This is a genomic window from Vibrio rubrogenes (genome assembly GCF_059641415.1).
In genome coordinates, this window is sequence record NZ_JCARSY010000057.1 from 1 (window position 1) to 12,509 (window position 12,509).

A 12,509-nucleotide genomic window follows, 5' to 3' on the forward strand; every position below is an offset into this window, starting at 1 on the left:
ACATATAAGCCGGACATATCAGATTAGCCACTTAGTAACCTTTTTATTGTCATCCCTAAAACACCGACTTGGTCGTCGGTCTCTTGAACACAAGTCTGGTTGAAGAGACAGAGTGTAGCGGCATAGTGAATTTGGCCGCCGCAAGTAATTAGAAAGCACACGGGCCGATGATGGTGCATCGGCCTGCGTTTCCACATATCATTTGTCAGAGTGGTGACACATGACAACTGCACATAATATCGAAGTTCAGCAAGCAATTCATCAGGCAGCGACCGAGCTGGCCGCCCTGGAGTTCATCGACCAGGAAACCGCCCGTCACGTCCTTTACTGCCAGGCTGAAACTGGCCGAGCGACGCCGGAGAACTTCTAGGAGGCGTTAGCCATTATTCGTAAGAGGCTTGTGTAATCGTAACTTATTACACAGTGTAAAGGCAGCCCTAAGGCTGCCTTGATTGACATATCCAGAATACAATAAAACCGCAAGGCACGATCTGAACCTTCAGTGCCCATTAATGTGTTGATTAGTTTGGCAGTTATGAAATGTCTAAGTACAGTTGATATAAGCGATGGGCTGACATATCCAGGATAGGCTCGTACATGAACGAGTCGAGGTGGATATTATCTGGAGTCATCAGGTTTACCTGGCCCTACACATGGCTAAAGTGACTTTGCTTTCAAGTTCAGGAGATTCATTGCTGGCAGCCGTGAATTCGTCAAGTTATTTAGTTTCGATAAGATGTCAATTATAGGATTTGAAATTACTAATTCAGTATTGGATTTTGACTTACATACAGCACAATACTTTGATGATGTTGGTTTAAAAGCGTTCTCATTCTGATCAAAGTGAGGCATTGTGCAAGTATCACAATATGTTGTTTCTACTTGTAGCCCCAAAAATTTTTGTACACTGAGGATCTTCATATGCTCGGGTAAAATTTCTGATTCATTAACGAGTACTTTACCAACAGTAGAATCAAATCTGATGCGCTCACTATCGTATCCGTGTACGTGAATACCATCTTCTTCGACTGCCTCACCGGTCCAAATTATTGCACGGCAGCACGTCATCAAAGACACCCCTCCACAGTACTTATCTAAATTAAGATTTAAAGTGTGAGTTTTTATTTTTAGCGCAGGATATTCATCCATTGATGTGAATTTTTTAAATAATACTTTTAACCGTGTCGAATAGTAATTATTATCAATATTGAAATGGTGTCCACATTCATTACAGTCGCCTTCATTCTCTCCAACTATTTGATAAACGTTATTTTCAATGATCGATTTGCAATTTTCACATTTTACTGAAGTAATTTCTTTACCTAGAAGATTAGCAATCAGAAATGTCTGGACAGAAGAGTAACTTAGAGATACTGATTCATTTTTTCCTACGCTCTTTGATTCAATATTAACGAGATCAAAAGTATCATCAATAACTTTTTTTCCACCTTTTCGGTAGCGAGCGTGAACATGTATTCCTGGTATAACGTTTGGATCATCTTCTACAGTTACATTTGAGAATATTGCTGGGTACGCAGGCCAGATTGCCACACCTCCCATATATTCATCTAAATCAATAGTCAGTTTCTTTAATGACATATGCTAGCCTTCTTCTAGTTCAAGTTTATCGGTGAATATAGTTTCATTCCCGTTGTAAGGATTAGATGGTATGAATAATGAAAATATTACTGACATTAGCGCAAGAATTGCACCGACAATAAATACTAATGAAGATGATGACATCCACACACTCCCTAAAATTACAGGAAGAATTACGGCACCAATATGGTTAATCGTAAATGATATGGATGCTGTGGATGAAATATCCTCATCATTAATAATTTTTTTAAGATAACTTTTAATAGCTATTCCCATGCTAAAGAAAAAGTGGTCTGCTATGTATAAAGCAATGCATACATATACATTTTCAACATAGGCATAGGAGATGAATATTATTAGTAGAGACATGTATTCCAATATCAGGGAATTCCTTTCACCTAAAATGTATACCATTTTTCCTATAAATCGTGCACATATAAAATTAACAAAATAGGTCGCCATATATATTGCTATAACTTGATTTATAGATAGATGGAACTTCTCTACCAGCATATAACTAGCAAAAACAATAAATATTTGCCTCCTAGCTCCCTTTAAAAAAGTCAGTATGTAGAATAGTGTATATTTTCTCTTTAATAAAAATTTCTTTGTACTGGGATTAGAAATAAGTTTGATGTTTTTGAAGTTATAATACATTAATAAAATTAAAGTTACACCAGAAAGTCCAATAGCTAAATAGGTATATTTATAATTTAATAAAGATACTAATCCAAAAACAAAGAAATATGCTAGAAGATTAGCTAATCCCTGTTTTGACAGTAGATCCCCCATAAAACTTGGGAGCTCATCCTTCGACACATTTTGATACGTTAGTGATTGGTTAATAGTCTCAAAGTAATGAAAACCCAGTGACATAATCAGACTAGATAAATAGATTCCCCATATACTGTCGAGATAACCTGTAATTGCAACACCAAGACACAAAACAAAAAGTGAAACTAACGCAAACGATTGCTCTTTAATGAAAATTGTTATATATATTACCAAAAATGCTAATAACCCTGGCAACTCACGTAAACTGTGCAACCCACCAGTTTCAAATCCATTAAAGCCACCAACTTCAACGATGAAGTTATTTAATAACACGTTCCAAGAGTTAAAAATTAATGTCATGATAAAAACAGTAGTTATTAAATACTTTTTAATATTTACGTCTGTCATGAAATATAACCATTTTCAACTAGAGGTAAAAACACTTCATTCAAGAAAATGGAACTTAAGGATATAGTATCTATGTTTTTGCTGTTTACCCAAAGAATCTCTTCGATCTCATTACTTGGGTGTATATTTCCTTTATATTCATTCACCCAGAAAACACTCATAGTCAAAATTACATTCTCATTTCCAGAAGCAGGAGCTGAAAAAACACCATAAGTAGATATGTGTTCTTTTGAAATAGACACTCCTATTTCTTCATTAAGCTCTCGGATAAGCGCATCTTCAGTACTCTCGTTACTTTCCGGTTTCCCTCCTGGAGCGAAATAAGTTTTTTTACCTTTTGAACGCAGAACAAGAAGAGATTTATCTTTAATAATTATTCCAGCAGATTTCTTCATTACAAAACCTATATTTGTGTAAAGTAAGAGATATTTATAAGGGTCAAATTCTATTGATGTCATTAACTGGTGTCAATGAAGTATATAAAATTAAATTTAATTACAATTTAATCATTAATTTCTAAGTAGAACAGTTATTCTCTGGAAATTTTTTTGAATAAATATCAATCAAGGTGAGTGGGATTTAATCATTCCATAGTTCTTATTTTACTTTTATATGAATTATTTTTATGAAGGGGGTTCTTTTATTTTCTACTCTTCCGCAAAATCTTTGATTATCGTTAAACACATCAGTAGATGTTTTCGCTAAGAGACTTAGTGTATGTTCCACCACTTATCTATCCCGACCAAACTTTGAGCCCCTGACTTTATAGAAGACGGGCTTTTAGCTAAGCAGGTCAACTAATGACAACCGTAATGAGTCAAGATTATTAGGCTAAGTATCTTTGGGGCAAAAGTGTGTTATAGGTTTTAGAACAAGAGTCAGTACCGCTTACTCTGACTCAACGTTAGGCGAGTAGAGTTAGAGTTACCTGTTCGAGGATTTACTCGGCTTTAGGTCCGGAGTGTTTCCGTTGGAGACACAAGGTGGATAGAATTCCCGCGTTGGATAGCCCTTCAGGCCGTCTACACCAGCAATAAAAATGTCCATGTTTAGCGATCTCAAAGAGTAAACATGAACCTTAAATTATGCTACCGTAAAATCGATATTAAACTTGATGGAGATAAATCATGAACGGCAGTTGGGCTGACTTCTTTCCGTACTTTGCTGGTGCTTTTAAGATTATTGTATTAGGGATTGTGGCCTACTTAGCCATTAAATGGCATTTTGATGAAGAGCGACGGGTGAGGGAAGCCGAAGGTGCGGTATTTGATACACCAAGCGCCATGAAAAAGTTGTCAATGATATTCGCCTTTATCGCCTTTTTCGTTGTGCTGATCGTTCTGGTGGTTTATGCGACGAACTGGGTACTTTACTGATGGGGTTTGTTGGCCACTACAACTACTGACTCTGACTCGATATTACTTGGTCGAGGATTTACTCGGCCTTAAGCCCAGCGTGTTTCCCGGTGTTTTTATTTGTCACTATACGTTCGACCGACGCTCTAAAACCATCATTGCACATGTCCCTTCCTGTAAGGCTTCGAAGATGTGCGGTAAATCTCCAGGGTAGCAAATATAATCACCTTCATTAAGTTTATAGCTTTCAGACTCTGATCCAATCCGCGCCTTTCCTTTGGTAATAATTACATGTTCGATGACACCTTGATGATGTGGCTCCGAGTGATGGGTCTCACCAGGATCAGCTTCAATCAAATATATATCTCGACTGACATTTGGTGGGCAAGCGGCAAGCAAAGTTGCTTGGTAGTTTTTACGTTTTGACGCTATCGTGACGCCTTCCCCATAACGAATAATTTTCGTCTTCTGTTTAGGCAACTCCAGCAAACGTGATACAGGAATATCAAGGACGCCACATATCGACCACAGTGTCTCGATACTCGGATTACCCACACCATTCTCGAGTTGAGATAGGGTGGATTTCGCGATTTTCGCCTGTCTAGCAACTTCAGCAATACTCAGCCCAGAGCGCTTCCTCTCCGAAGTGAGTGTCGCTGCAATCTGAGCGATAGGGGGTTCATGTCTATTCATAGGAAAGTTACTTGTCTAAATAAACGTTCATTTTAACAAACGTACGTTTGATTTGACAGTTATATGTTCGTCGTTCATTATAAAAAACAATCGTTCTATAAAATATTTGACGGATTCTATCGTGCGCAGAGAGTCGGAATGAAAAACACAAATCAAGAGGAATGACAATTGGAATACATCATGTCTATGGCGTTATTTGCTATAACGACTTCCGTTACACCAGGTCCCAATAACATTTTGGTTATGACATCGGGATTAAACTTTGGCGTACGAAAGAGCTTACCTTTACTGACTGGTATATGTGTCGGATTTACGCTCATGCTCTTATTGGTCGGATTGGGATTCGGCCATATTTTTAACCTGTATCCTCATTTAAGCCTGCTCATCAAAATAACAGGAACAGTCTATCTAGTTTACTTAGCCTATCTTATCGCCAAGAGTCGTTCGGTTGAAAATGGCCATAAACAAGCGAGCCCATTAGGGTTCTTAAAGGGGGCTCTCTTTCAGTGGGTCAATGCAAAGGCTTGGGTTGTTGCTATTGGTGCGATTACGGCTTTCACAACTGCAGGCGAACAGAACACAATCCAGAACCTGGCAGTCGCGACAACTTTTTTTCTTCTTTCGTTTCCATGCGTCGGGGTGTGGTTGATATTTGGTACATTACTTCGTCAGAAACTGGAAAATGATGTCTATCTACGCAGATTGAATATGTCTATGGCCTTTTTGCTATTGCTTTCAGTCTTTCCTGTGATTAGAGATATCTGGCAACAGCTCAGCTAATCGCAATTGGGTAGAAAATCGTCATCTAAAGGGGGCTGTGAGTGTTCACGTCCCCCGAGACCTCATGGTTTTTATATTCGCTAGGTTATTTGGTATTCGTTTGCTGTGAAAGCTCACCCCCGGGCCACATATCCTACTGCATAAAGCTCTCGCCCTTGGTAGGCACTGAGCTCAGTGTCGCTCATCCATGTCACACTCAGTGTTTGCCAGGCATGGTAATTGATGCCTTGGATATCCGCTTGTTGGTTGGCATCATGGGCAATGGATGCAAAGTGATGCTGCTCAGCGGGTGGGGGCGGCACAGCATCAAGAAACCAAGTTTCGACTTTGGGTCGGCCAAATTGCTTACACAGTGCTTTGAATCCGTCACTGTTAAGAAAGGCCATCATCGCCTGATGATCTTCCCACACATACAAGGGCGCATAGCGATTCTCGGGGCTGTGATACAGCACTGCATCCTGACGCGCATATAAATAAGCCTTGAACACTAACCCCGGCCAACCATCTAATAAATATCCCTTATCTTTGATCCTGCGTTCTATCAGTTTCATGTCGTAATCAGCAGGGAGTACGAATTTGTATTGCATTGCTATCATGACTATTTTTCCTATAAGTCTGAGGCTGAAATACCACAAGCAAAAGACCAATCTTCTGCCTGATTGAATTGAATGATGACCATAATGTCTTCTTCATTCAGGGGGAGCGTTCGGGTCAGGTGTTGATTCAGCGCCTGATATAAAGCACGTTTTTGCATACGGCTCCGCGGCTTTCCGGCGAAGATATGAAATAGAATCGCGGATTCACTACGTTGATTGCGCAAATTGGGATAATGACTATCGAACACGATGTGCTGCGGATCATGCACATCAAAGATCTGAAAGCAGTCGCCGCTGGGGACAGCAAAATGTGTCTCTAAGCACTGTTGCAAAATCGCAGAGATCTTTTGATGAGCCGTTTCAAACAACACTGGGGTGATTGAGATTCGTGTCAAAGGCATCTGATTTTCACTCCTGTTGATTGCATTGAGATTGGTTGGTATCCAGACGTTGCAACGCTGAGGCGGCAACAGGCCATCCGGCATAAAAGGCTAAATGGGTGATTGCCGCGCTAAGCTCTTCGGTACGCAAACCATTGGTCAACGCACGCGTCAGGTGGCCGGGTAATTGTTCCATTCGGTTGAGCACCACAAGGGCGGTAACCGTGATTAAACTCCGGTCTCTTTGGCTGAGTGTGTCATCCTGCCAAACTTGCCCGAAGAGCACCTCTGAAGTGAGCTGATGGAACTGAGGTGCGAGCCGGGCAATCATTGTCATGAGTTCGTTTTCCTGTGCAGTCATCTGTTTTCCTCGCCTGATTAAATTGACAGGGAAATCATAAGTTGAAATTTTGATTCAAAAAATCAAAACTATTGGTATTAACTGTTTTGATTTTCGGGATTGTCAGTAATGCGTAGCCTTGATTTAGATGCTTTGCGATGTTTTGTGTTAGGGATTGAACTGGGCAGTTTTGCACTTGCCGCCGAGCGGCTGAACCGTTCTCCGTCTGCTGCCAGTGCGCAGTTAAAAAAACTCGAACAGCAGTGTCAGACGCAGTTAGCGGTAAAAGTGGGACGGAATCTTGAACCGACGGAAGCCGGGGAAGTGGTGCTGGGATACGCCCGGCGTATGTTGCAGTTGAATGATGAATTGCTGAACCGCCTGATAGGCAGCCGACTGGCAGGAAAAGTCACCTTTGGCTTACAAGAAGATTTTAGTGATGTGCTATTACCGCAATTGTTAGGTGCGTTTTCACGCAGCCATCCACAAATACAATTACAGTCAATTGTCGGACGTCATCAAGAGCTGCTGCGTGATATTGTCTCTGGTGAGTTAGACTTCTCACTGGGATGGGCGGGTGAAAAAAGTGCACCTTACAGTGAGTTTTTAGCGGAATTACCTATGCAATGGTATGGCCCGGCCAGTAAACACCTCAGAGAATCCGTGCTGATGGCGCGGCCTTTGCCGTTAGTGATGCTGGACGGTTCATGTCTGATCCGTCAACAAGCCACCGAAGCGTTAGATCATCACGGGATCCCGTGGAAAATTAACTTTGTTGGCAGAAGCTTAAGTAATTTATGGCGTGCTGTTGAAGCCGGATTAGGGATTACCGTGCGTTCCTCTTTCAGCCACCCGGAGAGCATAACCAAATTGAGCGGTTTACCACCGTTGGGGAAACTCAAATTGTGTCTGGACAGAAGCCAATATCAGCTCGATGACGTTCAGGCTCAGTTGTATGCGGAATTGAAACAGCAGCTATTGCAGTATCTGGAAATTTAGGGGGAAGAGAGCAAAGCTTGCGCTCTACTCTCAAAATATCGGTTCAGTATCGGTGAGGGAGAGTTAATTTCATCACCATCTGAATGATGGCAATCTCGTCATCGCCTCAGTTCCTGAAGGCTGGATGAATCATTCCGGTTGCGGCAAATATCTGGGATTTATCTTCTTATTCTGGATTTATTCATATTTTATCCATCTCTAAAAGTGACTTAGCATGTAAGCCATTACAACAATGACACGAAGCTAGGGAATCGCATGTCTCAACGATATCTGGCACCGGAACATCATCAGCCCGAACATGCTCCCGGCATCATTGAATAGCATTGAACGGGTACCAAGTGACACGGATCAAACGTAAAAAGATCACATCAAAGTTAGTGATTGAATCAATTAAGGGAAGTTATGGATTTCACGACCGCATTATTGTCTATTTTGACCATTCATTTAATGGCCTCCATTTCACCGGGGCCGGACTTTGTGGTGGTTTCTCAACAAACACTCCGTCAAGGGCGCAAAGCCGGTATTATTTGCGGGATGGGGGTTTGTGTCGGTTTATTGGTTCACATCAGCTATTCCGTTGCCGGTTTAACAACTGCATTAGGGCATTCGGATTATATTGCACAAGGGATTGGTATTTTTGGGGGAAGTTATCTGGTGTTCTTGGCATATAAATCCATCAAAGGGTCGTTTGCCAAGCCAACGGAAGAGCCCATTCAAGCGGAAGTTCCGATTCCAGCGGAAAAGAAAACGGAAAATAAATCTGCTTTTTGGAGCGGCTTGATTGTCAATATCTTCAACCCGAAGGCCGCAATATATTTCATCTCTTTATTTTCCATTATTATTTCTCCTGCATTGGAGACAGAAAAGCTCTTATTGGTCATTATCTCGATCATTGCCGTACAAATGGCATGGTATCTGACATTTATTTTCATTGTGACCATCCCAAGCGTCAGAGTAAAGTTTGACAGTAAAGTCTACTTGATTGACCGATTCTTGGGGGGGGTCATGGCCGCGATGGGTATTTATATGATAACCACGTATGCCTTTATTTAGATAAATTGACGGTTTTCGTATGCAGCAATGCATCATTTCTGTGCCCTTGTTGTTTCACTCAAGGAAGGCAAGGGCCTGTTTTATCTGTCGGAGCAGCAGGTGAAGTTCATTCTTATAGTCTGATCTGAATTTGTCGTCACTCAGGTTATCCCCGACACGCCAGTAGATAGTATAAAGCAGCACTTTGATGAGCTTTTCTCTTAATTCAAACAGCTCGATACTATTCCCCGGGGCTGAATAGTGGCTTAAGAATTGGTGATAGCAATCATTGATACGCTGAAAATGGCTCATAGCTGTTTCTTGATCGGGTTTGATGAAAGATAACCCGCTCTTATCCTGAGTGATATTGACGGACTCGCTATACGCAATGCTGTCTTCAATAATAGCCGTAATTTCCTTTAAAAAAATATGCTTACTTTGCTCGTCTGCTTTATCTTCCAAAAGTGGTAACCATTTGCTGGAAACTTTATATCCCAGTCCCCGAACAGTCACAATAAAATCATCGATCATCAGATTTTTTAAAATCGATCGGGATTTAAATACATATTTATTGGCGATGATATTGTCAGGGCAATCTTCCATATGAAATGTTGACTTCTGTTCTCTGACAATACAACCGATATCGTGATAACTGAGCACCGCCGCCTCATGGGTGAAAAAGTGATGAAGAAGCACGAATACCGCAGCATCCTGGAGAAACACTTCTCGTCCGGAGGACTTCAATATTTTCAGATTAGCGTCAAGTGTGACAAGCTTTGCGGTTTCTCTATTTTTGAAAGTCAATATGTTTTTGAACGTGAACTGGCTCATTGTGATTCCTGACTGCTGTTGAGCTCCGATATACGTATTACCGACATTGATTCCCAATACGTTGATTGCTCTGTAAATTGGAGGCCGAATTTATATCGCATCATACTCTATGCACTATTTTACCGAGCATAACTATAACGATAGTTTTTGTGAAAGGGAAAATATGCAGGGATAAACGATCACAGTCGGTAATCATGGGCACGTCATATCACTGAACAATGTTCAGTGATATGTGAAACAGGAGGAATTTTCACGCTCTCTTAATGACGGCAGCCATCATTTTCTGAACTGAAACACGCCTCAAAGTTCGTCCTGAGAGTCAGCCGATTTCTTACACGCCAAAGCGTTGAATTTGCAGTTTTAACGCATCAACTTGTGCTAACAGTTGCTCCTTCACGGTAACACTGGCGCGGGTTAAATCCGCATTCTCACTGGCGTTACTGGCAATACTTTCGATTTGCTGATTCAAATGCAGCGACGATTGACTTTGCTCATGAGTTCGCGCGGTTATCTCTTGATTAGAGCGACTAAAATCATTAATCGCGGAGATAATTTCATCGAATAACACCATGGCACTTTGTGCCTCTGATGACACCTTATCGGTGAGCGCCTGTGAATCGCGCATCGCATTGGCTGCGCTGCTTGAGCCTTTTTGAATCCGCTCCACCACAGTTTGAATCTCAACGGTTGACGTGTGAGTCCGATTTGCCAAGTTACGCACTTCATCTGCGACCACCGCAAAACCACGTCCGGATTCTCCGGCTCGGGCAGCTTCAATCGCCGCATTAAGCGCCAGCAAGTTGGTCTGCTCTGCAATGCTACGAATCACCTCCAGCACCGAGCCAATGTTTTGTCCGTCTTCTTCGAGTGTACTGATGACACCGGCAGCCTGTGTCATTGAGTTGACCACTTCATCGAGAGATTTCACGGTACTTTCCAGCGTTTTCTGGCCGGTTGCTGAGCGCTCCTGTACCTGCGTTGCGCTGAGCAACGTCTGACTGGCTGACTCGGCGACTTCATTGAGCGACAGGCTCATGTCTTGGATGGAGGCCGCCACCTCACTGGTATCGTGGCTTTGTCTGCGCGCCCGTTCATCGATTTGTTGCAGGTTATGACCAATTGAGTCTGCAAGCTGAGTTGTGTTTTGAATGGTGTCATCCACCTTGGTGACGATTTTGAAAACCACGTCGATAAAATGATTGATATGTCCTGCTAATGTGCCAATCTCATCATCACTCTTCACGTCTAACTTCACATTCAGGTTGCCACTTTCACTCCCTAATAACGCAATCCGAGTTATCATTAAATTTAATGGCTTAAGAACCAAGGTTTTTACGGTGGTTATGACTGCGACAGCAATTAAAATTGCAGCGATTAAAACAATCAGAGAATAGTTTTTTATGCTCGCAATCGTGCTCTCCAGAGTGACGGCTGTTTTCTCAACTTTTTCATCGCCGGATTCCTCGAGCTGGCCTATAAATTCTTGCATCGCGTCAAACTGAGTCAGTAATGCACTTAAAGCGCCGGACTGACTTCCATCACTGGCGTTGAGTAAAGCGTTTTTACGGGTCTCAAACTCGGTCAGATAAATATCTAACTGCTTGGTTTTATTTTGCTCAATTAATCCGGCTTCTTTTAACCGCTGGAAAGATTCGGTGGCAAAAGCTGTGGGCTCGCTTAATGCCGCTAACGTCTTCGCTTTGGTGATTTCACCGGATGCGAAGCGCTGTAAGTGGATCAACTGCCCCTGTAACCCAATTGTGCCTTCCATCGCGCCATCAGCGGTTGACCATGCAGGCCCGGTCACAAACTCGATCGCATTAATTAATTTGCTTATCCCTGAGTAACTTATCCAATAATTAATCACGACCAGAGAAATGAGCACGCTAATACTCAGATAGAGCTTCGAGCTAATTTTCATCATCCATTCTCAAATGCTTTCAACATTACATAACTATAGAATTAATTATGGTTTCTGCTACTCAAGGACATCATTAGCTCAATGGTGCTTTGTGACAACATGTTGCAAAGTCTTACTGACTCATCAGATGCGGACCTGCGCCTTTTTCGCCTAATTTATCGTAGGGATTGAGAAGCCGGCATCTTTCAAGAGACAGACAGCCGCAGCCGATGCAATCGGTCATCATGTCTCTTAACTCAGTTAACTGCGTTATTTTTTTATTGAGTTCCTCTTTCCATCGGGAACCCAATGCTTCCCAATCCTCCAGAGTGACGCGGGTACGATTCGGCAGCCCTTCAAGCTCAGATAAAATGTCCTCCAAAGAAAAACCGGTTCGCTGCGCCACTTGGATCAGCGAAACAATCCGAATGACATGTTTGGGATATTGCCTGTGATTGGCGGCGTTTCTCTGACTCTTGATTAAGCCTTTTTTCTCATAGAAATGTAACGCTGACACTGCAACGCCGGTTCTTTCACTCAGCACACCGACTGAGATCCACTCTGGGATGATTTTCTTTTGCATTCGTCTGTTGACCTCAACTTAAGTTTAGGTTTTATGATAAGTGCCAACCGGGCATTGCTCAAGTTTTGCTCTTCATCATCCGACAGAGGAATGTAGCGATTGCTCATACCCATCAAGGTGATGCGAGCAGTGATCACGAGTGCCGGAATACATCGGTGACCAACAACAATGAAAAAGGGAGCCGAGGCTCTAATGCCGATCAGTTAAGGCATTAATCGACAGATCAATTGCACGATCCT

Annotated in this window: 15 protein-coding genes; 5 read left to right on the plus strand and 10 right to left on the minus strand. The window is 42.1% G+C overall.

Annotated features, from left to right (window positions below; translation table 11 throughout):
• Window positions 1–220: 220 nt before the first annotated feature.
• On the plus strand, window positions 221–370 hold the full coding sequence (locus tag AC55NX_RS19745; RefSeq protein WP_496997288.1) for a type I toxin-antitoxin system ptaRNA1 family toxin: 150 nt from the start codon (window positions 221–223) through the stop codon (window positions 368–370).
• A 287-nt stretch (window positions 371–657) separates the two neighbouring features.
• On the opposite strand, the gene AC55NX_RS19750 is transcribed toward AC55NX_RS19745, so the two are convergent.
• Genes AC55NX_RS19750 through AC55NX_RS19760 form a run of 3 tightly spaced genes read right to left on the minus strand, consistent with a single transcriptional unit; the run spans window position 658 to window position 3,176 of the window.
• The gene (locus tag AC55NX_RS19750; RefSeq protein ID WP_496997289.1) at window positions 658–1,599 is read right to left on the minus strand and encodes a hypothetical protein; all 942 of its coding nucleotides are present in this window, start codon (window positions 1,597–1,599) and stop codon (window positions 658–660) included.
• A gap of 3 nt (window positions 1,600–1,602) precedes the next feature.
• Window positions 1,603–2,781 (minus strand): MFS transporter, encoded by a 1,179-nt coding sequence (locus AC55NX_RS19755; protein WP_496997290.1) that lies wholly within the window; start codon window positions 2,779–2,781, stop codon window positions 1,603–1,605.
• The gene (locus AC55NX_RS19760) at window positions 2,778–3,176 is read right to left on the minus strand and encodes an NUDIX hydrolase (protein WP_496997291.1); all 399 of its coding nucleotides are present in this window, start codon (window positions 3,174–3,176) and stop codon (window positions 2,778–2,780) included. Before AC55NX_RS19760 ends, AC55NX_RS19755 begins: the two co-directional genes overlap by 4 nt.
• 732 nt (window positions 3,177–3,908) lie before the next feature.
• Here AC55NX_RS19760 and AC55NX_RS19765 point away from each other — a divergent pair.
• Window positions 3,909–4,157: a hypothetical protein gene (locus AC55NX_RS19765; RefSeq protein ID WP_038182457.1), complete on the plus strand. Its 249-nt coding sequence runs from the start codon at window positions 3,909–3,911 to the stop codon at window positions 4,155–4,157.
• Window positions 4,158–4,262: 105 nt separating this feature from the next.
• Here the strand turns inward: AC55NX_RS19765 and AC55NX_RS19770 are convergent, their stop codons facing one another.
• Entirely contained in the window at window positions 4,263–4,829 is a 567-nt protein-coding gene (locus AC55NX_RS19770) for a helix-turn-helix domain-containing protein (protein ID WP_496997292.1), read from the minus strand.
• Window positions 4,830–4,997: 168 nt separating this feature from the next.
• Between AC55NX_RS19770 and AC55NX_RS19775 the strand changes: the two genes are divergently transcribed.
• A complete protein-coding gene (locus AC55NX_RS19775; protein WP_496997293.1) occupies window positions 4,998–5,609 on the plus strand; it encodes a LysE family translocator in 612 nt (203 codons plus the stop codon).
• Window positions 5,610–5,722: 113 nt separating this feature from the next.
• Here AC55NX_RS19775 and AC55NX_RS19780 read toward each other — a convergent pair whose 3' ends face one another.
• From AC55NX_RS19780 to AC55NX_RS19790, 3 genes are read right to left on the minus strand one after another with little or no spacing between them, the layout of a single operon-like run.
• Window positions 5,723–6,205, minus strand: a complete 483-nt coding sequence (locus AC55NX_RS19780; RefSeq protein WP_496997294.1) for a DUF4865 family protein — start codon at window positions 6,203–6,205, stop codon at window positions 5,723–5,725.
• A gap of 11 nt (window positions 6,206–6,216) precedes the next feature.
• Window positions 6,217–6,606, minus strand: coding sequence for a tautomerase family protein (locus tag AC55NX_RS19785; protein ID WP_496997295.1), 390 nt, complete (start codon window positions 6,604–6,606; stop codon window positions 6,217–6,219).
• Between the two features lie 7 nt (window positions 6,607–6,613).
• The gene (locus tag AC55NX_RS19790; RefSeq protein WP_496997296.1) at window positions 6,614–6,946 is read right to left on the minus strand and encodes a carboxymuconolactone decarboxylase family protein; all 333 of its coding nucleotides are present in this window, start codon (window positions 6,944–6,946) and stop codon (window positions 6,614–6,616) included.
• Between the two features lie 108 nt (window positions 6,947–7,054).
• Here AC55NX_RS19790 and AC55NX_RS19795 point away from each other — a divergent pair, with 108 nt between their 5' ends.
• Together AC55NX_RS19795 and AC55NX_RS19800 are read left to right on the plus strand one after the other, a co-directional pair.
• Window positions 7,055–7,924 carry a LysR substrate-binding domain-containing protein gene (locus AC55NX_RS19795; protein ID WP_496997297.1) on the plus strand — a complete coding sequence of 290 codons (870 nt, stop codon included), beginning with the start codon at window positions 7,055–7,057 and terminating at the stop codon, window positions 7,922–7,924.
• Window positions 7,925–8,326: 402 nt separating this feature from the next.
• Window positions 8,327–8,977: a LysE family translocator gene (locus AC55NX_RS19800; RefSeq protein ID WP_496997298.1), complete on the plus strand. Its 651-nt coding sequence runs from the start codon at window positions 8,327–8,329 to the stop codon at window positions 8,975–8,977.
• Window positions 8,978–9,031: 54 nt separating this feature from the next.
• Here the strand turns inward: AC55NX_RS19800 and AC55NX_RS19805 are convergent, their stop codons facing one another.
• The 3 genes from AC55NX_RS19805 to soxR all read right to left on the minus strand — a co-directional run bounded on the left by AC55NX_RS19805 (window position 9,032) and on the right by soxR (window position 12,270).
• Window positions 9,032–9,787 (minus strand): hypothetical protein, encoded by a 756-nt coding sequence (locus AC55NX_RS19805; RefSeq protein WP_496997299.1) that lies wholly within the window; start codon window positions 9,785–9,787, stop codon window positions 9,032–9,034.
• Between the two features lie 331 nt (window positions 9,788–10,118).
• Entirely contained in the window at window positions 10,119–11,711 is a 1,593-nt protein-coding gene (locus AC55NX_RS19810) for a methyl-accepting chemotaxis protein (protein WP_496997300.1), read from the minus strand.
• 109 nt (window positions 11,712–11,820) lie between these two features.
• Complete coding sequence (soxR, locus tag AC55NX_RS19815; RefSeq protein ID WP_496997301.1) at window positions 11,821–12,270, minus strand: redox-sensitive transcriptional activator SoxR; 450 nt, start codon at window positions 12,268–12,270, stop codon at window positions 11,821–11,823.
• Window positions 12,271–12,509 lie beyond the last annotated feature (239 nt).